Below are 23,272 nucleotides of genomic sequence, written 5' to 3'. Positions count from 1 at the left end.
CCAGCGCACCGGGATCGTAGCTGCCGACTTCCGTACCGTCGACCTTGATGACACGCTTCGCGTCCTGATCGGGATTGTTGAATGCCAGGGCTGCCGTATTGGTCAGTCCGTCGCCGGGCGTGCCGCTGTCCGTCACCAGCGCCGCCGTCGGGGCGGTGAGCGTGGTGTCGATCGTGACGCTCTGCGAAAGCGATACCGGGCTGGTATTCCCGGCCGCGTCGATTGCCATCGCCGTGAACGTATAGCTGCCGTCAGGCAGGGCCGCTGAGGCGAAGGTGTAGGTTCCACTATTGCTTGCGGTCTGGCTTGCCATGCCGACCGACACCCCATTCCTGTACACCTCGACCTTCACATTGGCCTCGGCCGACATCGTGAGCGTCGGCGTCGGGTCCGTGGTCGTCGTATCGGATCCGGACCCGCTGTTATCGGCAAAGCCGGTGATGACGGGTGCCCCGGGCGCAAGGGTGTCGATCGTGACAGCGACTGTGTTCGTCGTGGACGTATTCCCGGCGAGGTCCGTCACACGGGCACGGAACAGGTAACTACCATCGGCAAGCGTGGTGTGGGACATCGTCGTGGGAACGAATACGCCTTGTTGGAACGAGGTTTCATAGATCACGCTCGAACCGGCTTCGTTACCCGTCAGCGCCAGGGAGAAGGACGAGTCGCTGGTAATGCCATCGCCCGCGGTCCCCGAGTCGACCAGCTCGCTGAGGCCGAGGACACCCGGTGCCGGCGCCACGGTGTCCACGACAAAAGCCTGGGAAAAAGGCGTGCCGGCGTTGCCGGCGGCATTTTCGACCTGCACCTTGATCGTGCCACTGCCGGGCAGATTCACGCCGGACAGGCTGAAGGTTTTTTGTCCCACAGTATTGGCGGCGGTTTGCCAGGTAGCGCCGTTGTCCACCGAGATCCGCACGACCTCGCCTGCCAACGTGTTCGCGCTCAGCGTGCCGCTGATCGTCTGGGCGGCGGTATCGGTGATGAAGTCGCTCGCACTGGCGCCGCTATCGCGGCTCAGGGCCAAGGTGGCGACACTGCTGCCCGGTGTGGTGTCCAGCGTGTAAGCCTTGGCGGAATTCGCAATCTGGCTGCCCATGCCGCTCGACGCGGTCCAGAACTGGATCGACCCCGCCCCTGGAACCAGCTTGACCGTCACCGAAAATGTGCCGCCGACCGTGTCGCCGTTGCCGGTCTTGGTCGGATCGGCATCATATTTGCTTATGGTGGCCAAGGTACGGCTTGCAGTGGGGCCCCCGGTCGATACCCAGATGGCAGGCATCCCATTGCCATTGCCAGACGCAGTAAAGCTGCCAGTAATCGTTTGCTCGACCGCATTGGTAACAAAATCGCTGGACGAGCTGCCGGTATCATCCGACAGCTTGAGCGCCGCGATGGACGTGGCCGTATCCAGCAGGCCCGCGTAGTTCGCGATGTTCAGGGCCGCGGTTTCGATGGTGCCGGTGTTCGCTTCGAGGACCCAGTCCCCGCCCGCCGCCGCGCTGCCGGTCAGGTCGTTCGATGCGGCCACGTCCACGCCGGTGGCTGCCGCCAGGGCCGCGATGAATTGCTCGCCGATAGCGCCGCTGGCCACGTCACAGCCATACAACAGGAGGTCGGCGGTGGCGCTCAGGTGGCTGCCGATGGCGGCGAGCTGGCTGCCGTAGCCTGCCAGGCTATCCATGTTCAGGACCGTCGAACCGAGCTTGATTTCTCCGGGCGAGCCATGCGAGACCACATCCACGCTCGCGATGTCGGTGACGATGTCGATGGCAGAAACCATGCCGGCATTGGCCGACAGGTAATCGTGAATCTGCTGCACGCCATCCCGGCTGGCATCGAGCACGACCACGGTGGCATTACCCGGCATCCCGGCGATGACCGTGTCGAGATCGGCGATACCTGGGTCGACGAACACGACCCGCGGGGTCACCACTCCGTTGACGCCATTGATGGAGGAGACGATATTGATGTCCGCCGGGCTGGCACCGTTGTTCGTCAACCAGGTCTGGATTTGTTCGACACGAGGGGATTCATTACTCAGAAGAACAATGTTGAAGACATCGGCATCGTAGTGCGCGACGAGCGCTGCGTAATTCGGTAAGGTGGTGTCGATGAATACGGTACGGGCAGCAGCCATAATAAATCCCTGTGAATTGGACGTTTCCTTGGGCAAACACTTCGATTCTTGAACTCGCTTCACGAGCCAATCGAAAATGAGTGTAGGTTTAGTCCGACAGGCGACCTAGAGACAATCTGACCTATTGAAGCAGTACATTTGTCATTTTTTAACAGATGTGCCGTATCGACGCTCGCAGGCGGGGGATGACGTGGCATCCCCCGGAGTCGTCGCTACCGCAAGCTTCAGGGCAGCTCGCGCTTGACCACGGTACCGCCCTGGATGACCACGGCCGGCGCTTCCAGCAGCTGGACATTCGCCAGTGGGTCGCCCTTCACCGCCACCATGTCGGCGAAGCGGCCGGCCTCGACGATGCCGACATCGTTCCTGCCCAGCGCCTCGGCGGCATTCAGGGTGGCGGCCTGGATCGCCTGCAGCGGACTCATGCCGTACTTGACCATGACCGCGAACTGCTTGCCGTTGCCGCCGTGCGGGTGGACGCCCGCGTCGGTGCCATAGACCATCTTCACCCCGGCCGCGTGCGCCTTCTTGAAGTTCTGGCGCTGGATCTCGGTCACTTCGCGGTCCTTGCGCAGGTTATCTTCGAGCACGCCGTTCTTCTTGCCCTCGGCCGCCGTGTAGTCGCCGTTGTAGATGTCCATCGACAGCCAGGCGCCGTGCTTCTTCGCCAGCGCGATGCCTTCGTCGTCGATCAGGCTGGCGTGCTCGATCGTGGTGACGCCGGCGCGGATTGCGTCCTTGATGCCGGCCGCGCCATGCGCATGGGCCGCCACCCTGAGGCCCCACTGCGCGGCCTCGTCCACCGCGGCGCGCAGTTCGGCGAGGTTCATCTGCTGCTGGCCGGGCTCGGTGTTGCGCGAGAACACGCCGCCGGTGGCGCAGACCTTGATGACCTGGGCGCCGTACTTGCGCAGCGCGCGCACCGACTTGCGCACTTCCTCGGGACCGTCGGCGTTGTACGGGTTCTTCTCTTCCATCGAGGGCGGGAAGTAGGTGCTGTCGCAGTGGCTGCCGGTCGGCCCGAAGGACCAGGCACCGGGAATGATGCGCGGCCCGCGCACCTTGCCGGCGGCGATGGCCTGGCCCAGCCCGACGTCGTTCCAGTCGGAGGCGCCGACGTTGCGCACCGTGGTGAAGCCGGCATCCAGGGTCTTGCCGGCATGGGTGACGGCGAGCGCCGACCAGAAGCGGTCGTTGTATTCGAGATAGCTGTAGCCGCCATAGGTCGGGTCCGAATCGAGGTGGACGTGCATGTCGATCAGGCCGGGGACCAGGGTCATGCCGGGCAGCGCGATACGGGTGCCGTCGCCGCCGGCGGGCGTGGAGCCGGCGGGCTTGACGCTGACGATGCGGCCGTCGCGCACCAGGATCTCGGGGTGTTGGACCATGCGTCCGGTACGCACGTCGAGCAGGCGGTCGGCGGTGATGGTGACGTCGGCGGCCTGGGCACCCGTCCAGCTCAGGGCGGCGAGGCAGGACAGGACGATTCGCGGGATCAAGGTAGTAGGACGATTCAAGGCTGGCTCCGGCATTGTGCATTTAACAGGATGCAACTTTATACCGGGATATGTCTTGTCCGTCCAGATGGGTTCGCTAACTGAACTTCCTGCTCAATAAAAAACGCCGCATGCTTGCGGCGTTCTGGCTTACTGCGTCTGCGGCGCCTGCCCCACCGGGCTGTTGATTGCCCTGGTCGGCGGCGGCATCTGCACCTGATTCGGCGGCGGCGGGGTCTGTCCCTGCTGCTGCATGCCCTGCTGTGGCACGCCGGGATCCATCGCAGGTTCCGGTACCGGGGTCGCGTTCTCCGGAGTGGTCGGCGTGCCGCCCGGCGGGCCGCCGGGCGGCGGCACCGACTGCATGTTCGGCGGTATCGACACGGCGCCCGGCGAAGTCTGTGGTTCGACACCGGGCGCCGGCGCGGCCGCGACGGGCTGCGGTCCGACCACTGGCGGCGCCATGTTGCCGCTCAGCTGGGACGAGGCGCCCGTATCGGGCGCCAGGTCGACGCGCTTCATGACGCCGCCTTCGGACAGCATCACGTAGCGCGCATGCACTTCGGCCACCGTCACACCAGGCACGATCTCGCGGCCGATCCGCACCGCCTTCGGCGGCGAACCCTCGGCAACCAGGATCACGGCGCTGTTGGGGCCGGCCGAGACCACGCCGGTCAGCTGGTAACTGGAAATCGCCACCGCGGTCGGCTGGCCGCCGAACAGGTAGGCGGCGGCATCCGGACTCGGCTCGGCCTGGGCCACGACGGGCGGCGGCGCCAGCGGGCGTTGCGCGGGCTTGTACAGCTGCAGGAACCAGTAGGCGATCGACGCCACCAGCAGGACCAGCGCGAGCAGGGTGAAAAGGAGAGGCAAACGCTTGTTCATCGATGTCCTTGCTTGTTTTTCTTAGCGCACCAACTGGTTGATTTCGATAATCGGCATCAGCACCGCCAGCACGATCAGCAGCACCACCAGGCCCATGGCCAGGATCAGCACCGGCTCCAGCAGGCCGGCGATGGTGAGGGTGCGGCGCTCGAGGTCGGCCTGCTGCGAATTGGCGGCGCGCTCGAGCATCGAGGGCAGTTCGCCGGTGATCTCGCCGGCACGGATCATGTGCACCAGCATCGGCGGGAAATGCTTCTGCGCCGACAAGGCGCGCGCCAGGCTCACGCCTTCGCGCACGCTGGCGGTGGCCTGTTCGACCAGTTCGCGCATCGCCACGTTCGACAGGGTGTCGCGGCTGGTCTCGAGCGCACGCAGGATCGGCACGCCCGAACCGGTGGTGATCGCCAGCGTGCTGGCGAAGCGCGCCGTGTTCAGGCTGCGCTCGAACTTGCCGTACACGGGAGCACTCAGCAGCCAGGTATGCCAGCGCCGCTTCAGGTCCGGGTTGCGCAGCGCGCGCCGCCACAGCCAGAACGCGCCGATGAGCAGGATGCCGACGTAGATGCCGTAGGCCCGTACGAAGTTGGAGATCGCCAGCATCATCACCGTCAGGAAGGGCAGCTTCTGCTTGGTGTTGGCGAACACCGAGACAATCTGCGGCACCACGTAGGTGAGCAGGAAAATGACGATGGCGAAGGCCACCACGGTGACGATCGCCGGATAGGTAAACGCCAGGCGCACCTTCTGCACCAGCGCATTGCGGCGTTCGATGTAGTCGGCCAGGCGCGACAGCACGCGCGAGAGCTGGCCGATCTGTTCGCCCGAGGACACCAGGGCGCGGTAGATCTCGGCGAAGTCGCGCGGGTGGCGCGACAGCGCGCTCGAGAAGGCCGAGCCGCCGATGACTTCCGAGCGGATCGAGGCGATCAGGTCGCGCACATAGGGCCGCTCGGCCTGTTCCAGCAGCGCCGTGAAGGCCTGCTCGAGCGGCAGGCCGGCTTCCAGCAGGCTGGCCAGCTGGCGCGTGAACAGCGCCAGCTCGACCTGGGACAGGCGCTCGCCGAAGCCGCGCGAGCGCGCGGCGCCGGAGGCGTCGAGCTGGGCCGCGATCAGCTCGACGTTCAGCGGCGTCAGGCCCTGGGTGCGCAGGTCGGCGCGCGCCGCGCGCGGGCTGTCGGCGTTGACCACACCCTTCTTGGTCGCACCGCCTGCGTCGACGGCCTCGTAACGGAATGCCGGCATGCTTTAATCCTTGGTCACGCGCACCAGCTCGGCGCGCGTGGTGGTGCCGTCCGCCAGCCAGCGCTCGCCGTCTTCGCGCATCAGCTTCATGCCGGTCTTCTGGGCAGCGACGCGGATCTCGGCTTCGGAGGCCTGGTTGTGGATCTGGGCACGGATTTCCTCGGTGGTCTCGAGCAGCTCGTAGACACCGACCCGGCCGAGATAGCCGGTGTGGCCGCAACGCTCGCAGCCCACCGCATGCCAGCCGGTGGCGTCGCTGACCTTGCAGGTCGGGCACAGCTTGCGCACCAGGCGCTGCGCCATCACGCCCAGCAAAGATGAGGACAGCAGGAAGGGTTCGATACCCATGTCGAGCAGACGGGTGACGGCCGAGGCGGCGTCGTTGGTGTGCAGGGTCGCCAGCACCAGGTGGCCGGTAAGCGAGGCCTGCACCGCGATCTGCGCCGTTTCCAGGTCGCGGATCTCGCCGATCATGATCACGTCGGGGTCCTGGCGCAGGATGGCGCGCAGGGCCTTGGCGAAGGTCATGTCGATGCGCGCATTGACCTGGGTCTGGCCGACGCCGTTGAGGTCGTATTCGATCGGGTCTTCCACCGTCATGATGTTGGTGGTGGACGCGTTCAGGCGCGACAGCGCGGCGTACAGCGTGGTCGTCTTACCGGAACCCGTCGGGCCGGTGACCAGCACGATACCGTGCGGCTGGTTGATCAGGCGGTCGAACTGCGGCAGCATGTCCGGGCTCATGCCCAGGTGGCTCAGGTCGAGGCGGCCGGCTTCCTTGTCGAGCAGACGCAGCACAGCGCGCTCGCCATGGCCGGTCGGCAGGGTCGAGACGCGCACGTCGACCGGCTTGCCGCCGATGCGCAGGGTGATGCGGCCGTCCTGCGGCAGGCGCTTCTCGGCGATGTCGAGCTGCGACATGATCTTGATACGCGAGATCAGGGAGGCGTGGATCGCTTTCTTGGGACGCACGATGTCGCGCAGCGCGCCGTCGACGCGGAAGCGCACGACCGAGGTCTGCTCGAAGGGCTCGATGTGGATGTCGGAGGCGCCTTCGCGCAGCGACTGCGTCAGCAGCGCATTAATCATGCGGATCACCGGCGCATCGTCCGAGGATTCCAGCAGGTCTTCGATGGCCGGCACGTCCTGCAGCAGCCTGGTGAGGTCGAGGTCGGCGTCGAACTCGTCCACCACCTGCGAGGCGTCGCCGCCGGCGCCGGCATAGGCCTTGGCGATGGCTTCGTCGAGCTCGCCGCGCTCGAGGCGGCGCAGGGTGATGCGGCCGAAGCGGCGCGAGACTTCCGCGATCGCGCTCGGCGCCGTGGCGCCGGACACCAGCACCTCGACGGCCTGGCCCGGGTCGTCCCCGCCGCGCGCCAGCACGCCGTGGTCACGGGCGAAGGCGAAAGGCAACAAATTGTTCATGGTCAGCTTATCTCTGGTTCGATGGCGTCACCGGGCGGAACTGCGAGGTCGGCTGTGACCCCGGCTGGGCCTGGCGCTGCTGCTGGGACTGCTGCCCTTGCGGAACGCTCTGGCCACTGGCCGCGCCCGGGGCACTGCCGGCCGCCGGAGCGGTCTGGACCGGTGCGGTGGCCATGGTGCCGCCGACCGGCGGCTGGCCATTGGTCAGCGGCGGCAGCTGCGGCGCACCGAGGCTGCGCATCAGGATGGTCTCTTCCTGGCTGGCCTGGCCCGAGGCGCCGACGGCGCGCATGTATTCGTAGCGGTCCATGGCGAGTGAGTTCGAGGCTTCCTTGCTGCGCACCACGACCGGACGCAGGAATACCATCAGGTTGGTCTTGGTACGGTTGCGGCTGCGGTACTTGAACAAATTGCCCAGTACCGGAATGTCGCCCAGGCCGCGTACTTTCTCTTCGCCATCGCCCTCGGTGTCCTCGATGAGTCCGCCGAGTACGATGATCTGGCCATCGTCGGCCAGCACGTTGGTCTCGATCGCACGCACGTTGGTGGTCAGGCCCGACGCCGAATTGCGGGTGGACTGGTCGACACTCGAGTTCTCATGGTAGATCGCCATCTTGATCGTACCGCCTTCCGAGATTTGCGGGCGCACCTTGAGCAGCAGGCCGACATCCTTGCGGTCGACCGTCTGGAAGGGATTGCCACCACCGGTGGCGGCGGTGGTCGTGTACGAGCCGGTGATGATCGGGACGTTCTGGCCGACCTTGATCGTCGCCAGTTCGTTGTCCAGCGTAATCATGTTCGGTGTGGACAAGATATTGCCGTTGCCATCGTTTTCGAGGGCGCGCGCCACCGCACCGAGACCCAGCTCGCCCCCTACCTGGCGGAACAGGCCGAAGGTCAGCCCGCCCGGGATGGTCGGGACCGAGGTGCCCGACAGACCGGTGCGCGCGGCCGCGGCCAGGTCGACGATGTTGCCGCCCTGGGCGCCGCCGGTAAAGGACTGGACGCCGCCGACGCGGTACTTGCTGTCGCTGTCGCCCGAGGCGCCGATCCATTGCACGCCGAATTCGGAAGCCTTGTTGGAGGTGACTTCGACCACCAGCGCCTCGATGTAGACCTGGGCGCGGCGCACGTCGAGCTGGTCGATGACGCTGCGCAGGTTGCGGTAGACCGCGTCCGGCGCGGTAATGATCAGGCTGTTGGTGGAGGCATCGGCCTGGATGAAGCCCGAGCCCTGGCCGCCGCCGGCGCCGCCCGCGGTGAGCTGGCTCTGCTGGCCGTAGGTATTGCCGGTGCCGCCCATGCCGACGCTGCTCTGCTGGCCCTGCTGGCCGCCGAGCCCGCCCGAACCGCCGGTACCGGTGGTGCTGCCGGCCTGGATCGAACCGCCCGAGGTGCCCTGCTGCTGCACCGGCACCGCCGAGGCGTCTTGCGAGACCACGGCGCGCAGGGTCTGGGCCACGCGGCTGGCGTCGGCGTTCTTCAGGTAGACGACGTGGATATTGCCCTGCGACGAGGTCTGCTGGTCGAGGCGCGCGATCAGCGACTTGGCCAGGTTGGCGCGCGCCTGCGAAGGCGCACGCACCACGACCGAATTGGTGCGCGGATCGGGCAGCACGGTGACGCGGCCCGAATCGCCGCCGGCACTCGGCTCCATCAGGCGGGTGACGAGAGCCGCGACGTCGCTGGCGATCGCGTTGCGGATCGGAACCACGTCGAGGTCGGCCGCCACCGGCGCGTCAAGCGCGGCGATGATGCGCGCCAGGCGGCGCAGGTTGTCGGCGTAGTCGGTGATGACCAGGGTGTTGTTGCCCGGGTTCGCCATGATGGAATTGTTCGGCGAAATCAGCGGGCGCAGCACGGCGGTGAGGTTGGCCGCCGATTCATAGGACAGATAAAACACCTGGGTCGCGATCTGGTCGCCGACGGCACGGCTGGCGCGCACGCCACCGACCTGGGTCGGCGAGGACTGGGCCTTGGCTTCGGCTTCCGGCACCACCTTGGCATAGCCGTCGCCGCTGGTGACCACGGCATAGCCCTGCAGGCGCAGCGTCGAGGTCAGCAGGCCGAAGGCCTGGGTCTTGCTCAGCGATTTTTCCGACACCAGGGTGATCGTTCCCTTGACGCGCGGATCGATGATGAAGGTCATGCCGGTGTAGTGGCCGATCGCCTTGATCACCGATTCGATGTCGGCGTTGACGAAGCTCAGCGCCGCAGCGTTCGCACTCTCCTGGGCCTGGGCCGGCGCGGGAAAGAAGGTGCCGGCGGTGGTGGCTGCAAAGCAGCACAGCATGGCGCCGGCCGCCATGCGGCGCAGCGCCGGCAGGCGCAAGCTGGATCGGGCGGCGAAGCCAGGGGCGAAGGTCGTACCGTTTTTATTGGTCATTATCTGAACTCGAGTGCGATTATGTTTTTGCCGTTCACCATGCGGCGCTGGCCCAGCAGGTTGAGCATATTGCCCAGCGTCTGTTCGTATCCTTCGGCGGCCGAGGCCTGGCCGGAAAAGCGCAGCCTGCCATTTTGCAGCATACCCGAGCCTGTCAGTACGAGCGCACCGCGTAGCGTGCGCAGGTTCAGGTCGGCCTGGTTGCCGCGCCAGTCGAATATCATTTCATAGCTGCCCAGGGGTCGGATGGGCGCCATGCGCGAACCCATGTCGCTCATGGTCAATACCGTACGGCCCTGTACCGCCACCGTATTGGGCTGGCGCAGCAGGTCGAGCGTATTCCAGACCAGCCGGATGCTGCCGGTGGGCGCCAGCGTGTTGAGCGGCGCGCCCAGCCCGGTCAGGCCCTCGGCCGGCAGCAGCAGTTCGCCGCTGCTCACCTGCCATTGCGACCAGCTGCCGTCGATGCGGACCGGGCGCGCCAGTGCTTGCAGGTTCTCCACTTCCATGTGGACCTGGCCCAGCAGCACGAGCGGCGACAGGCGCCAGGCGAAGCGTCCCGGCAGCAGCGGCGTTACCGCGCCAGCCGCGCCCGGCGCCCCGCCCACGAAGGCTGAGCCGTTCCACAGCGTACCCTGCGCATCCCCCAGAGTCAAACGGCCGCCGGTCTGTTGTTCGACCATCGGCCCCAGCCAGGAAGCGGGCAGGAAGGCCATGACCGTGACGAGCACGGCCAGCAGGATCGGGACCAGCCAGAGCAGCAGACGCTTCATTGGGCCGGCGTGCTGGCCTGGCGCAGCGTGAGAGTGGCGTTGACCTGCCCTGCCGCGGCGAGGGCGGTGAAGACGGCATCCTGCACCTGCACCCGGTTCTCGCGGCGCTGGGCATCGAGCCAGGCGACCAGGTTGGCGAAGGACACGTCGTTGAGCTGGACCTTGGCGTATTCGCCGGTCATGGTGATCGAGCCGGCCTTGAGGCCGCGCTGGGCCATGCTGGCGCTCAGCGCGTCGGAAGTCATGGGCGGCACCTGGGGCGCCGGATTGGCGGCCAGGGTCGAGGCTTCGGCGGCCAGGGTCTGCAGCTGGGCCGCCTGCTGGCGCAGCGCGGGCAGCGAGCGGCGCAGGGTATCGCGCCCTTCGATGGCGGGGGCCAGCAGCAGCGCATAGACCAGCGAAACCAGGACCACGACCGCGCCGATCGTCAGGAACTTGCGCTCCTGGTCGGTGCGCGCCAGCCAGTAGGCGAGCGCACGTTCGCGCAGCGCGCCGAAACGGGTGCGGATGGTGGCGACTGCGTTCATGGTGCTGCTCCCGAAGTGGCCAACTGCGTGACGCCCGTGCTGCGGATGATCCAGGTGGCGGGCGCGCTTTCTTCCAGGCTCAGGTTGCGTGCGCCGAGGGCGGTGCGCAGCTGGCTCGTGGTGGCGGGGTCGACGGTTTCAGGTTTGACGCGCACGGTCAGGGCGCGTTCCCGGAACTCCATTGACGCAATGCCGGGCTGGCGTCCAAGGCCACGCACCGTCTCGCCGAACAGGCCGGCGATCCAGCCGAACTCGTCCTGGCTGATCTGGCCGCTGGCGGCCTTGGCGCGCGCGATGTTCTGGCGCATCTGCGCAACCGGGTCGATCACCGGCTGGTTCGGGTAGGCGCTGCGGAAGGTCTGGGTCATTTCCTGGCGCACCGCGTCGGCTTCGCGCCTCAGGCGCAGCCATTCGATATTGACGCCGATGATGTTGACCACGATCGCGGCAAGGGCCAGGCGGATCGGCCAGCGCCAGCGGCTCCAGTCGCGCTGGGCGACGCCGGCCGTGCCGAGGCCAGGCACCAGGTCGATCGCGCTGCTCCTCGAACCTGCAATCCAGTGCTCCCACGCATCGTTTTCCAGCGTGATGCCGGGGCCGGCTTCCGCCAGCAAGACCTGGTATTCGCCGAACTGCTCGTGCGGCACATACAGGGTCAGCGGTGCATCGCCCGACAGCGCGCGCGCCGTCTGCAGCGTGAGGGTTGGGTTGCCGTCCATGGCCAGGCCCAGGCCTTCGTACTGGCCCTGGCGCAGCAGCAGCTCGCCGCTGGCGACGGCGGCGGAAACGCCGCCCGGCTGCAGGGGCAGGCACAGCTGCGAAGGCAGGGCCGCAACGGCGCGCGCACCCATGCCGAGCAGGGCTTTCACCATCGGTTCGAGCCAGTCGCGCTGGACCACGGCGACCGGGCGGCGGCCGTCCGGCAAGGCGGGGCCGGCCACCAGCACGCAGTCGAGCGGGTCGCCCAGGATATGCTCTTCCACCAGCGCCGGCAGGGCCGCGCGCAGGCGCGCGCCGGTCACGGGCGGGGCCTGGACCGGCAGCAGGGTGACGTCGGTGCCGGCCAGCAGCAGCACCACGCGGCGGCTGGCGGCGACCGCGTCGCCGAGGTTGCGCAAGGGGCCTTCGCCCTGCTGCTCGATGGTACCGCCGTCGGCGACCACCGCGAAACGGCACAGGGCATGTTCGCCTTCCGCGCGCGCCGGGTGCCGGATATAAAGAGTCGTCAAACTGTCTCGCTTTCTTCTAGTTCTGGCGGGTCCAGATTACCCTGGTTCCACCGCCGACGGTGATGGCGGGCTGCCGCTCGATGAGCGATTCCGCATTCAACGCCGCACGGTCGAGCCGGATCCGGCTCTGTACGATAAACCACCGGCTCCTGATATCCCAGGTTTGATCGAGCAACTCCTCGCCACCCGGCACCTGGCTTTTAAAATCCTCTTTGCTGCGCCATGCCGCCGTCTTGCGGCGCGCCACCAGGGCGTTGGCCTGCGACAGCGACAGGTTCTTCACCAGCGCCGACAACAGCTCGGGCGGCACGGTATTCACGTTCAGCTGCGTCACTTCGGTACCTTGGGGCAGCACAATCACGAAGGGCCGCAGTTTCGCCAGCACCTCGGGCGTGATTCCCTGCACCGCCAGCAGGTCGTCCACCTGCAGTACCGGGATCGGTATGCCGTTGACGGCCGGCACCGGAGGCAGCGTCGATGGCGGCGGCGGTGGCGGCGGTGGCGGCGGATTGGCCGGGTCCACCGTCGCCGTCCCTACCTGCTGCCCCTGCGCGACGAAATTCGCCACCTGGTCGGCCAAGCGCGCATCGAGGCGCAGATTGTCCAGCAGCCGGCGGAAGATCTCCACCTGCGCAGGGTCCTTCTGACGGTCCCTTGCAAGATTGACGAGATTGTAACGCGACGTGGCGTCAATAATGTTGCCGGACAGTGTCGCGTCAAAACTTTCACCCTGCACCCGTTCGCGCTCGATGTACTGGTCGAGCCGGGTCTCGGCCAGCGGCGTGGCCCAGACCTGGTCGAGCGAGGTGTACTGCGAGGTATACGCGTCCTGGCGCAGCACCAGGCTGGCCCAGTCGAGGGCACCGCGCAGGATCCATTTGGTCTGCAGGTGCAGGCGCTGGTTTTCCATCGAGCGCACTTGCACCTGCTGCTGCCAGAACAGGCTGGCGACGATCGAGATCGCGAGCGTGGTCAGCAGCAGGGCCGTGACGACGGCGACACCGCGCTGGCGCAAGCTGGTGGGTGCGCGCATCAGGTGCCTCCCAGCAGGAAGAACTTGATCATTGGGACGTCCTTGCCCTGCACCACGAGGCCGACCTGCAGGCCGGTCGGGTCCTCGGCCTGGGCACCATCGGCGGCCGGTGCAGGCTCGTTGCGCCATTGGTTGCCCTGGTAGACCAGTACGTTCATGCCGGTCAAGCCGCTTTGCAGCGCCACCGGCGGCGCCGATTCGGACGGAGCGTCACCGGCGGCCGCCTGCCACAGCGCCTCCAGCTGGGCCAGGTCGCGCGTACCGCGCGATTCGCGCCGTACCAGGGTGCCGTCCACCACGCGGTAGGACACGACCACCAGCTGCGAGGCTTCGTTCTCGTTATAGACCTTGCGCACCAGCGTGAAGCGGGCGTCGGCATACTGCAGGTTGGGACGGCGGCCGAGGATCTCGCGCCCGGCCAGGTGCTCGCAGTCGCTCTGCATCTGGGCAAAGGCCAGCTGCAGGCCGCGCGTGACCTCCATCTGCTCGACCAGCGCGATACGGGCGCGCACGATGCCGTCCAGCCCGCGCCAGCCGAGCACGGCCAGGATGGCGAGGATGCTGATCGCCACCAGCAGTTCGACCAGGGTGAAGCCCCGACGGCGTTTGTGGATGCGTGTCGTCATGTCCGCGAAGGCCTCAACACGAGCTGGACCAGTTTGACGATGCGGCGGGTCGGACGTTCGGCGTCAAACACCGAGACTTCGATCCGGCGCAATTGCGGGTTGGGGCTGGTCAGCACTTCCTCTTCACAAACCAGGTTCAGCTCGCCCTGCGGACAGGGGAAGTTACGCTTGCCGACCTCGGGGAATTCGCGGTTCAGGCGGATCAGCACCAGGCGGTTCTCGGCCGACCAGGTGGCCATCATGGAGGCGCGCAGGCCGTCGCTGTTGGAAGTCAGGCTGCCGACGGCGCGCAGGCCGGCGCCGAGCGCGGTGCCGACGATGACGAGGGCGACCAGCACTTCGAGCAGGGTGAATCCGCGTGCGCGCATGTGCATGCCCTATTCCACCGTGAAGTGGCCGATGCCGTCGGCACGGATCGCGACCGCATTGCCGCCGGTGGCAAGGGTCAGCACGAAAGGCTTGTCGACCGGTTCGCGCCCGAAGGTGATGCGCACCTGGTTGGGATCGGCGCCGGTGGTCGGCTGCAGCACCAGCTGCAGCGGGGCACTGCGGAAAGTGCGTTCACGCAGCAGGTCGTCGCGCGTGACCGGCTCCCAGCCGGTGTCGTTGCGCACCACGAAGCGGTAGCGCTCGGGATTGGCCTCGAAGGCGACCTGGCGATTGCGCACGATGGCTTCGTCACGCGCCAGCTGGAGCAGCAGGGCGATGCGCTGGGCTTCCTGCTGCAGGTCCTGGCGCGGAGAAGGGATGGCGTTGAGCGAAGCGAGGCCCAGCGTGATGCCGATGATGACCATCACGACCAGCAGCTCCACCAGGGTGAAGCCGTTGCTGCGTTGGGCGGCGCGGGCCCGCATCGGAATCCTTATTCCCAGGAACCGACGTCGGCATCCTCACCGGTGCCGCCGGGCTGGCCATCGGCGCCCAGCGAGAACACGTCCACTTCGCCGTGGATGCCTGGCGACAGGTACTGGTAAGCATTGCCCCACGGGTCCTTCGGCAGCTTCTCGATGTAGCCGCCGTCTTTCCAGCCGCCGGCGGACGGGCCCGCGGTCGGCTTGGTGATCAGGGCCTGCAGGCCCTGCTCGGTGCTCGGGTAGCGCTGGTTGTCGAGCTTGTAGAGCTTGAGTGCCTGCATCATGGTGGCGATATCGACCTTGGCGGCGGTGACGCGCGACTCGCCGGTACGGCCCAGCAGCTTCGGCACGACCAGGGCGCCGAGGATGCCGATGATGACCACGACGACCATGATCTCGACCAGGGTGAAGCCGCGTGCGCGGCGCTGCTTACGTTGCGAATCAATGTGCATGGGTTAATCTTTGTAAGGACGTCGGTTGAAGACAGACAGTATAAGGCCACATGCGGGCATGGGCTACCACGTGCGCGTAGGCAATTGTACTCGGGACGGCCTGGTTAACCCTGTCTTAATGAGAGCTTGTTCAGATGCTCATGCCGCCTGGCTGGCGCGGGCGGCGCAGACGGGGCAGGACGGGTTGCGGGCGACCTTGAGCGCGGTCCATTCCATGGCACGGCCGTCGAGCAGCAGCAGGCGCCCGGCCAGCGGCTCGCCGATGCCGGCCACCAGCTTCATGGCCTCGGCCGCCTGCATGGCGCCGACCACGCCGACCAGGGGCGCGAACACGCCCATGGTACTGCAGGCAACATCCTCGAAGTTGCTGTCCTCGGGGAACAGGCAGGCGTAGCAGGGGGCCTCGGGCCGGCGGATATCGAAGACCGAGAGCTGGCCGTCGAAACGGATCACGGCGCCCGAGACCAGCGGCTTGCGCGCCTCGACGCAGGCGCGGTTGACGGCGTGGCGGGTGGCGAAGTTGTCGCTGCAGTCGAGCACGACCGTCGCGGCGCGCACCAGTTCCCGCAGGCGCTCGCCTGCAGCCCGTTCGCGCAGCGCGGTGACATCGATGTCGGGATTGATGGCCAGCAGGGCTGCGCGGCCGGAATCGACCTTGGGCTGGCCGATGCGCGCGGTGGTGTGCATGACCTGGCGCTGCAGGTTGGTGAGGTCGACCTCGTCGTCGTCGACCAGGGTGATGCGGCCGATCCCGCTTGATGCCAGGTAGAGCGCGGCGGGGGAACCGAGGCCGCCGGCGCCGATGATGAGGGCGTGGGCGTCGAGCAGGGCTTGCTGGCCTTCGATGCCGATCTCGTCGAGCAGGATGTGGCGGGAGTAGCGCAGGAGTTGGGTGTCGTTCATCGTGCGTAGGGGTGTGCGACGAAGGTCAACTTGGGTTCCCGCCTGCGCGGGAACGACGGTCTTGAAGCTAGAGGTTTAAACAGCGCTGCGGCCGGCTACGCACAGAAGCACGTCGTCCCCGCGCAGGCGGGGACCCAATTTGCATGCGAAACGCAAACCTTATTTCTTGGCCGGCGCCTTGATCTCCGGCGGCTTGGTCTCCGTCCCCGGCAAGACCTTCGGCGCCGCCGGCTTGGCCTCGTCCGGCTCCGCCTTGGCCAGCTGTACCGGCTGCCCCTTGAAGTGATTGATCGCCTGCGCCAGCTGGAAATCGTCCTTGCTGCCGTAGTCGAGCGGCTTGCGGTCCTTCAGCTGGGCGATGGCGCGCTGCTGGGCCTCGAAGGCGTCCTTCTTCTCCTTGGCAGCAGGCGACTGGGTTTTCGCAAGCTCGCCTTCGCTGGCCAGGTGGCGCTGCAGGTCGGCCTCGCGCACGCGCAGCACGGCCAGGGCGTCGCCTTCCGCCGTTTCGTCCACGCGCATGTCGGGCACGATGCCGGTCGCCTGGATCGGGCGGCCCTTCGGGGTGTAGTAGCGCGCCGTGGTCAGCTTGACCGCGGTGTCGGCCGACAGCTGGCGCAGGGTCTGCACCGAGCCCTTGCCGAAGGTCTGGCTGCCCATGATGATGGCGCGCTTGTAGTCCTGCAGCGCGCCGGCCACGATCTCGGAGGCCGAGGCCGAGCCGCCGTTGACCAGCACCACCATCGGCACCGTCTTGAGCGAGGCAGGCAGGCCGGCCAGCGGATCGGCGCCGCGCTGGGAATAGAACTCGCGGCGGCCGTAGAACTGCTGGTTCGAATCCGGTAGCTGGCCCTTGGTCGAGACGATCAGTTGTTCCGGCTGCGGCAGGAAGGCCGCCGAGACGCCGATCGCGCCCGGCAGCAGGCCGCCCGGGTCGTTGCGCAGGTCGAGCACCAGGCCCTTGATCTGCGGGTTGTCGGCATACAGGGACTTGGCCTTCTTGGCCAGCTCCTCGACGGTGTTTTCCTGGAACTGGCTGACGCGCAGCCAGGCGTAGCCCGGCTCGATCATCCTGGCCTTGACGCTCTGGACCACGATTTCCTGGCGCTGCACCGGCACCACCCAGGGCTTGTCCTCGCCGCGGCGCGCAATGGTCAGCGTGACCTTGCTGCCGGCCTTGCCGCGCATGCGCTTGATCGCTTCGTCGAGCGACATGTTGCGCACCGGGACGTTGTCGATGCGGGTGATCAGGTCGCCGGACTTGATGCCGGCCTTGTGCGCGGGGGTATCCTCGATCGGGGCGACGATCTTGACGTAGCCGTCTTCGCTGGCCACCTCGATGCCGACGCCGACGAACTTGCCCTGCACCGCTTCCTTCATCTCGCGGAAGGCTTTCTGGTCGAGGTAGCTGGAATGCGGGTCGAGCGAGGCGACCATGCCGCCGATCGCTTCCGACAGCAGCTTCTTGTCCTCGACCGGCTCGACGTAGTCGGACTTGATCAGGCCGTAGACGTCGGCCAGCTGGCGCAGCTCGTCGAGCGGCAGCGGCGCGCCGGTTTCCTTTTGCGCATGGGCCGAGAACTGGAAGGAGGCGGCGACGCCGGCCACCATGCCCAGTCCGATCAGCCCGAAATTCTTTGCCTTACCCATGTGTGGTGCCCCTAGAATTTGATCCAGCTTGCCGGATCGAAGGCCTTGCCGCGATGCCTGAGCTCAAAGTATAGCCCCGATTCCTCGATACCGCCGGTATTGCCCGCGCTTGCGATCACCTCGCCGGCGCGCACCATGTCGCCGGGGCGCTTGAGCACCGCCGAGGCAAAGCCGTAGGTCGACAGGTATTCGCCGCCGTGGTCGATGATGACCATATTGCCCCAGCCGCGCATCCAGTCGACGTGCACCACCCGTCCCGGACCCACGGCCCGCACTTCGGCACCCTCCGGGGCAGTGAAGAACATGCCCTTCCAGGTCAGGCTTTCGGTACGGCGCGCGCCGAAACGGGCGCGGATATTGCCGCTGATTGGCGAGCTCAAGCGTCCCTTGAGGGCGGCGAAGGCGCCGGCCGGCGCCGGCGGTGCCAGCGGAACCTCTTGCTCCACCGTGCCCGGACGGGTTTCAGCCGGCTTATCGGCCGGCTTCTGCTCGGCCACTTTCGGCGGCGGCGCCTCGGGCTCGGGCTTGGCGACCGGCTTGCCGTTCTGGCGCGCGATGCGGTCGCGCTCGGCCTTCTCGGCGGCGGCCTTGGCGCGGGCCAGGGCGCGCGCCTGTTCCTCGGCCTGCGCCTTGGCCTTCGCCGCGGCCAGGGCCGCCTGGCGGCGGCGCTCGGCCTCGGCCTGCTCGCGGATCAGGCGCGACAGCCGGTCCACCAGCTCGGTCATGCGCTGCTCGTCGCGTTGCAGACGGTCGGCCTGCTTGCGCTGGTCGCTCAGGCGGGTCGACAGGTTCTGCATCAGCGCCGTGCGCTTGGCCTTTTCCTTTTCCAGCGTCTGCTTCTGTTGCTGCTGCTCGCCGGCGATTTCCTGCAGTTCCAGCTGGGCGTTCTCGACCTTGTCGCGATTGGCCTCGACTTCGACCAGGTTGGCGCGCAGCGAGCTCAAGAGCTTCGCCTGGGCCTGCGACACGTAGGCCATCATCTGCAGGTCGCGGTTGATGCGGTTCGGGTTGTCGCCCGACAGCAGCAGCTTGATGCGGTCTTCGTTGCCAGCCACGTAGTGCTCGCGCAGCAGTTGTGACAATTGTTTCTTTTGATTAACAATTGTCTGCTGCAGCCGCTCGCCCTGGGTCGACAGCTCGTTCAGGCGGGTGCTGGTCGCATCCTGTTCCTCGGCCAGCTCGCGCAGCGCGCGGTTGGCGTCGGAAATCGCGGCCTCGGACTCCGCCAGCTCGTCGGCGGCATCGGCCCGCGCATCCTCGGTGCGGGCGATGTCGCGCTTGATCGCCTCCAGCTTCTGCTGGATACCGGTGCGCTGCTTCTCCGCAGTCACCTTTTGGCGGCTGCGTTCGGTCTGGCGTTGGGCAAAGGCGGAATCGGACAGCGCGACCGCCAGTAATGCGCACAGGAGCGCACTACCGGCTGACTTCGTGAATGGCAAACGCAAGCTTACTTCGCCTTCCCTTGGTTGGCCACGGCCGCCACGGCGGCGGCGATCGCTTCCTGGTCGCCCAGGTAGTAGTGCTTGATCGGCTTCAGGTCGGCGTCCAGTTCATACACCAGCGGCTGGCCGTTGGGGATGTTCAGGCCGACGATGTCGGTGTCGCTGATGTTGTCTAGCATCTTGATGATGGCGCGCAGGCTGTTGCCGTGGGCCGAGATCAGGATCTTCTTGCCGGCGCGGATGGCCGGGGCGATTTCCTCGTCCCAGCATGGCATCACGCGGGCGACGGTGTCCTTCAGGCATTCGGTCAGCGGAATCTGCTCTTTCGACAGGCCGGCGTAGCGCGGGTCCTTGAAGGAGGTGCGGTCGTCGCCCTCTTCCAGCGCCGGCGGCGGGGTGTCGTAGCTGCGGCGCCAGACCAGCACCTGCTCGTCGCCGAACTTGGCCGCGGTCTCGCCCTTGTCCAGGCCCTGCAGGGCGCCGTAGTGGCGCTCGTTCAGGCGCCAGTCGTTCTTGACCGGCAGGTACATCATGTCCATCTCGTCCATGGCCAGCCACAGGGTGCGGATTGCGCGCTTGAGCACCGAGGTATAGGCCACATCGAAGCTGAACCCGGCTTCCTTGAGCACGCGGCCGGCGCTTTTCGCCTCGTTGATGCCCTTCTCGGTCAGGTCGACGTCGGTCCAGCCGGTGAAGCGGTTCTCGAGGTTCCAGGTGGATTCGCCGTGGCGCATGAATACGATTTTGTACATAAGCTCTTCTTTAGAGAATAAAAAATGCGATTGAAATCCGGTCCAGCATCTATTTTATAATGCGCCGATTCAGTTCAACCATTGGAACCCTTGTGAATTTCATTCTCGATAATATCTTCGTCGTAGCGATCGCCGTGATTTCGGGCGGCGCCCTGCTCTGGCCGGCCCTGGCTCCACGCGGCAAGCGCGCCACCCCGCTGCAGGCCACGCAGATGATCAACCGCGGCAAGAGCCTGGTGCTCGACGTGCGTACGTCGGACGAATTCGCTGCCGGCCACCTGCGCGACGCGAAAAACATCCCGCTGGCAGACTTGAGCAATCGGATCGGCGAGCTGGAAAAGTCGAAGAGCCGCACCGTCATCGTCGTGTGCCAGAACGGCGCGCGCGCGGACAAGGCGGTACGCCAGCTGCAGGCCGCCGGCTTCGAGGACGCGCATGCGCTCGAAGGCGGCCAGGCAGCCTGGGTCGCGGCCGGCCTGCCGGTGACTAAGTAAACATTTGGAAGGAAGCACCATGACCGCACACGTCGTTCTCTACCACACCGCCAGCTGCCCCTATTGCGTCCGCGCCGAGCGCCTGCTCGAAGCCAAGGGCGTGACCGACATCGAGCGCATCCGCGTCGACCTCGATCCTGAGCAGCGCCAGATCATGATGCAGCGCACCGGCCGCCGCACCGTCCCGCAGATCTACGTGGGCGATACCCACGTCGGCGGTTTCGACGACCTGTACGCGCTCGACCAGGCGGGCCGCCTGGATCCGCTCCTGGCCGGCCAGTAAGTACGCACTCAGCCTGGATTGACGGGCTTTGGTGACCATGACCGCGGGGGTATTGCATCAGAATTGATTTTGATACAATTGCCCTCGCGTTTGACCAAAGTACCGGGACGGCGCGTCCGTCCACCATCATTTAAAACGAAAGCGTTCCATGTCCGACGAAAACCTGCAACCAGTATTCCAAATCCAACGCGTCTACCTGAAAGACATGTCGCTGGAACAACCGAATTCCCCGGCTATCTTCCTCGAGCAGGAAGCACCGACCATCGAAGTGTCGCTGGACGTCGGCGCCGAATCGATCGCCGAAGGCATCTACGAGTCGACCGTGACCATCACCGTCACCGCCAAGCTGAAAGACAAGGTCGCTTTCCTGGTCGAAGGCAAGCAGGCAGGCATCTTCGAAGCCCGCAACATCCCGGCCGAGCAAATGGATCCGCTGCTGGGCATCGGCTGCCCGAACATCGTTTACCCTTACCTGCGCGCCAACATCGCTGACGTGATCAGCCGTGCCGGTTTCCCGCCGGTGCACCTGGCCGAGATCAACTTCGAAGCCTTCTACCAGCAGCGCCAGCAAGCCATGGCACAAGCTGCTGCTGCTCCGGCACAGTAAGTTCTACCATCCACGGGCATCGCTTGCGGTGCCCGTGCCTCCGGCGCCCCGGTCCACCCAGTCCTTCGGCCCGCCATGATTCCATCCCATCTCCTCGCAAGCCTGCTCCTGCTGGCAGCACCGGCTGCGTTCGCCCTGGATTTCAAGAGCGTCGGCGCGGCGCCGGTGGTCCTGTACGACACGCCATCCAGCAAGGGCACCAAGATGTACCTGGCGCCGCGCGGCATGCCGCTGCAGGTGGTGTCGAGCTATGGCGAGTGGGTCAAGGTGCGTGACGCCAACGGCGAGCTGGCCTGGACCGAAGCCAGGGGCCTGAGCGCACGCCGCAACGTGGTGGTGCGCACGCCGGGCGCCAAGGTCTTTGCCGGCCCCGAGGAGGGGGCGCAGGTGCTGATGACGGCCGACAAGGGCGTCGTGCTCGAACTGGTCGACCCGACCGCGATCACCTGGATCCGGGTACGCCACCGCGACGGCATCGACGGCTATGTCCGCTCGAACGACGTGTGGGGCCTGTGATTCCTTAAAACTATGCAGAAAAAACCATCCAAGATCACCGTCCTGGGCGCGGGCGCCTGGGGCACCGCCGTGGCCATCGCCCTGGCCGCCCGCCATGAGGTGCTGCTGTGGGGCCGCAATCCCGCACAGATGGCCGAAACCGAGGCAGCGCGCGAGAACCTGCACTACCTGCCGGGTTACCCGCTGCCGGCCGGCCTGCGTGTCGGCGCCGACTTCGAGGCCGCACTGGCGCACGTGAGCGATGCCGGCGAGGATGAGGCGCCGCTGCTGATCCTGGCCTGCCCGGTGGCCGGCCTGCGTCCGCTGCTGGGGCAGTTAAAGGGCCGCGCGATTCCGAATGTGGTCTGGCTGTGCAAGGGCTTCGAAGCCGGCACCGGCCTGCTGCCGCACCAGGTCAAGACCGAAGTGCTGGGCGATGCCGTGCCCGGCGCGGCGCTGAGCGGTCCCTCGTTCGCACAGGAAGTGGCGCGCGCCCTGCCCTGCGCACTGACCGTGGCCTCGAGCTCGGAAACCCTGCGCGAGCGCGTGGTCGCCGCGGTGCATGGCAACAACCTGCGCGTCTACTCCTGCGACGACATGATCGGCGTGGAAGTGGGCGGCGCGGTGAAGAACGTGATGGCGATCGCCACCGGCGCGGCCGACGGCCTGGGCCTGGGGCTGAATGCGCGCGCGGCCTTGATTACCCGCGGGCTGGCCGAGATCACCCGCCTGGGCGTGCACCTGGGCGCGCAGGCCGGCACCTTCATGGGGCTGACCGGCATGGGCGACCTGATCCTGACCTGCACCGGCGACCTGTCACGCAACCGCCGCGTGGGCCTGGCCCTGGCGCAGGGCAAGCAGCTGGACACCATCGTGGCCGAACTGGGGCACGTGGCGGAAGGCGTGCCGTGTGCGAAGTCGGTGCGCGCGCTGGCGCGCAGGCTGGGGGTGGACATGCCGATCACCGAGGCGGTGGCGGCGGTGCTGTTCGATGGGGTGTCGGCGACGGAGATGGTGCAGCAGTTGCTGGCACGGGATCCGCGGGATGAGTTGGCGTGAGCTAGTGGCTGCTCACGCAAAATTGGGTACCGGCCTTCGCCGGTACGACGTTGGTTTTGTCAGTGAGACACCGGCTTCGATCACGCAGCTAGCCGAAAGACCGTCGTCCCCGCGCAGGCGGGGACCCAAGTTCGTCGCGTTACGCTAACTCGTCAGAGCGCCGCGAATCATTCGTCGGCCCACCCGTCCTGACCGGCCCCAGCAAGATGGTCATCAAGGCCACCGCATCCTGGTTGGCCCGGATCGCATGCGGCACCCCGCCCTCCAGGTAAACCATCTCGTTCGGCCGCAACACGGTGGTGCGGCCATACGCGTCGAACGCGATCTCGCCTTCCAGGCACACCAGGGTCATCTCGCCCTCGACCCAGTGCTCGGGCATCGGCTTTTCCTTCGGTACCACGAGCCGGATCAGTTCCATGTGCTCGGTCTTCGCGAGCGCGATCGAGGTGAAATGGGCGATGTCGTCGTCGCCGCGCTGCAATGCGATGCGCTCGCCCGAAACTGCGTGTTGCAAGGCCATGT

The 23,272-nt window shown here is 66.6% G+C and carries 24 protein-coding genes; 5 read left to right on the top strand and 19 right to left on the bottom strand.

The genetic code is table 11. From position 1 onward, the window contains the following. From ACSQ25_RS24115 to gpmA, 18 genes are all read right to left on the bottom strand, one after another. Positions 1-2,140 (bottom strand): DUF4347 domain-containing protein (locus ACSQ25_RS24115; RefSeq protein WP_436108280.1); only part of this gene is annotated, 2,140 nt, incomplete at its 3' end. Between the two features lie 224 nt (positions 2,141-2,364). Further along, positions 2,365-3,657 (bottom strand): Xaa-Pro dipeptidase, encoded by a 1,293-nt coding sequence (locus ACSQ25_RS24110; protein WP_436108279.1) that lies wholly within the window; start codon positions 3,655-3,657, stop codon positions 2,365-2,367. Between the two features lie 129 nt (positions 3,658-3,786). Then, entirely contained in the window at positions 3,787-4,521 is a 735-nt protein-coding gene (locus ACSQ25_RS24105; RefSeq protein WP_436108278.1) for a hypothetical protein, read from the bottom strand. 21 nt (positions 4,522-4,542) lie between these two features. After that, positions 4,543-5,763: a type II secretion system inner membrane protein GspF gene (gene gspF, locus ACSQ25_RS24100; protein WP_436108277.1), complete on the bottom strand. Its 1,221-nt coding sequence runs from the start codon at positions 5,761-5,763 to the stop codon at positions 4,543-4,545. Between the two features lie 3 nt (positions 5,764-5,766). Then, positions 5,767-7,188 carry a type II secretion system ATPase GspE gene (gene gspE / locus ACSQ25_RS24095; protein WP_436108276.1) on the bottom strand — a complete coding sequence of 474 codons (1,422 nt, stop codon included), beginning with the start codon at positions 7,186-7,188 and terminating at the stop codon, positions 5,767-5,769. A gap of 7 nt (positions 7,189-7,195) precedes the next feature. Continuing rightward, the gene (gene gspD, locus ACSQ25_RS24090) at positions 7,196-9,574 is read right to left on the bottom strand and encodes a type II secretion system secretin GspD (RefSeq protein ID WP_436108275.1); all 2,379 of its coding nucleotides are present in this window, start codon (positions 9,572-9,574) and stop codon (positions 7,196-7,198) included. After that, positions 9,574-10,347 (bottom strand): type II secretion system protein N, encoded by a 774-nt coding sequence (gene gspN / locus ACSQ25_RS24085; protein WP_436108274.1) that lies wholly within the window; start codon positions 10,345-10,347, stop codon positions 9,574-9,576. The genes gspD and gspN overlap by 1 nt, the downstream gene beginning before the upstream one ends. Continuing rightward, on the bottom strand, positions 10,344-10,874 hold the full coding sequence (gene gspM / locus ACSQ25_RS24080) for a type II secretion system protein GspM (protein ID WP_436108273.1): 531 nt from the start codon (positions 10,872-10,874) through the stop codon (positions 10,344-10,346). The genes gspN and gspM overlap by 4 nt, the downstream gene beginning before the upstream one ends. Next, complete coding sequence (gene gspL, locus ACSQ25_RS24075; protein WP_436108272.1) at positions 10,871-12,103, bottom strand: type II secretion system protein GspL; 1,233 nt, start codon at positions 12,101-12,103, stop codon at positions 10,871-10,873. The genes gspM and gspL overlap by 4 nt, the downstream gene beginning before the upstream one ends. 16 nt (positions 12,104-12,119) lie before the next feature. Continuing rightward, on the bottom strand, positions 12,120-13,136 hold the full coding sequence (gspK, locus tag ACSQ25_RS24070; protein ID WP_436108271.1) for a type II secretion system minor pseudopilin GspK: 1,017 nt from the start codon (positions 13,134-13,136) through the stop codon (positions 12,120-12,122). After that, positions 13,136-13,762 carry a PulJ/GspJ family protein gene (locus ACSQ25_RS24065; protein WP_436108270.1) on the bottom strand — a complete coding sequence of 209 codons (627 nt, stop codon included), beginning with the start codon at positions 13,760-13,762 and terminating at the stop codon, positions 13,136-13,138. The genes gspK and ACSQ25_RS24065 overlap by 1 nt, the downstream gene beginning before the upstream one ends. Next, entirely contained in the window at positions 13,759-14,136 is a 378-nt protein-coding gene (gene gspI, locus ACSQ25_RS24060; protein WP_436108269.1) for a type II secretion system minor pseudopilin GspI, read from the bottom strand. Before gspI ends, ACSQ25_RS24065 begins: the two co-directional genes overlap by 4 nt. Before the next feature lie 3 nt (positions 14,137-14,139). Beyond that, positions 14,140-14,616 (bottom strand): type II secretion system minor pseudopilin GspH, encoded by a 477-nt coding sequence (gene gspH, locus ACSQ25_RS24055; protein ID WP_436108268.1) that lies wholly within the window; start codon positions 14,614-14,616, stop codon positions 14,140-14,142. 8 nt (positions 14,617-14,624) lie between these two features. Next, positions 14,625-15,068, bottom strand: coding sequence for a type II secretion system major pseudopilin GspG (gspG, locus tag ACSQ25_RS24050; protein ID WP_436108267.1), 444 nt, complete (start codon positions 15,066-15,068; stop codon positions 14,625-14,627). Between the two features lie 138 nt (positions 15,069-15,206). Then, entirely contained in the window at positions 15,207-15,971 is a 765-nt protein-coding gene (locus ACSQ25_RS24045) for a HesA/MoeB/ThiF family protein (protein WP_436108266.1), read from the bottom strand. Positions 15,972-16,130: 159 nt separating this feature from the next. Then, on the bottom strand, positions 16,131-17,618 hold the full coding sequence (locus ACSQ25_RS24040) for a S41 family peptidase (RefSeq protein WP_436108265.1): 1,488 nt from the start codon (positions 17,616-17,618) through the stop codon (positions 16,131-16,133). Between the two features lie 11 nt (positions 17,619-17,629). Next, complete coding sequence (locus ACSQ25_RS24035; protein WP_436108284.1) at positions 17,630-19,057, bottom strand: murein hydrolase activator EnvC family protein; 1,428 nt, start codon at positions 19,055-19,057, stop codon at positions 17,630-17,632. An 8-nt stretch (positions 19,058-19,065) separates the two neighbouring features. Beyond that, positions 19,066-19,812 (bottom strand): 2,3-diphosphoglycerate-dependent phosphoglycerate mutase, encoded by a 747-nt coding sequence (gene gpmA, locus ACSQ25_RS24030; protein WP_436108264.1) that lies wholly within the window; start codon positions 19,810-19,812, stop codon positions 19,066-19,068. A gap of 92 nt (positions 19,813-19,904) precedes the next feature. On the opposite strand from gpmA, the gene ACSQ25_RS24025 reads away from it, so the two are divergent. From ACSQ25_RS24025 to ACSQ25_RS24005, 5 genes are all read left to right on the top strand, one after another. After that, positions 19,905-20,306 (top strand): rhodanese-like domain-containing protein, encoded by a 402-nt coding sequence (locus ACSQ25_RS24025; protein ID WP_436108263.1) that lies wholly within the window; start codon positions 19,905-19,907, stop codon positions 20,304-20,306. A gap of 19 nt (positions 20,307-20,325) precedes the next feature. Next, positions 20,326-20,589: a glutaredoxin 3 gene (grxC, locus tag ACSQ25_RS24020; protein ID WP_436108262.1), complete on the top strand. Its 264-nt coding sequence runs from the start codon at positions 20,326-20,328 to the stop codon at positions 20,587-20,589. Between the two features lie 148 nt (positions 20,590-20,737). Further along, entirely contained in the window at positions 20,738-21,196 is a 459-nt protein-coding gene (gene secB, locus ACSQ25_RS24015; protein ID WP_369091439.1) for a protein-export chaperone SecB, read from the top strand. Positions 21,197-21,271: 75 nt separating this feature from the next. Then, positions 21,272-21,712, top strand: a complete 441-nt coding sequence (locus ACSQ25_RS24010) for an SH3 domain-containing protein (protein ID WP_436108261.1) — start codon at positions 21,272-21,274, stop codon at positions 21,710-21,712. 12 nt (positions 21,713-21,724) lie between these two features. After that, complete coding sequence (locus ACSQ25_RS24005; RefSeq protein ID WP_436108260.1) at positions 21,725-22,750, top strand: NAD(P)H-dependent glycerol-3-phosphate dehydrogenase; 1,026 nt, start codon at positions 21,725-21,727, stop codon at positions 22,748-22,750. Positions 22,751-22,889: 139 nt separating this feature from the next. On the opposite strand, the gene ACSQ25_RS24000 is transcribed toward ACSQ25_RS24005, so the two are convergent. Beyond that, positions 22,890-23,270, bottom strand: a complete 381-nt coding sequence (locus tag ACSQ25_RS24000; protein ID WP_436108259.1) for a cupin domain-containing protein — start codon at positions 23,268-23,270, stop codon at positions 22,890-22,892. Positions 23,271-23,272: the final 2 nt, after the last annotated feature.

Origin of the sequence: Massilia sp. LjRoot122 (genome assembly GCF_964252725.1) — a bacterium.
Taxonomy (GTDB): Bacteria; Pseudomonadota; Gammaproteobacteria; order Burkholderiales; family Burkholderiaceae_D; genus Telluria.
The sequence above is the reverse complement of the archived record's forward strand: the minus strand, read 5'-3'. Positions and strand labels throughout refer to the sequence as shown.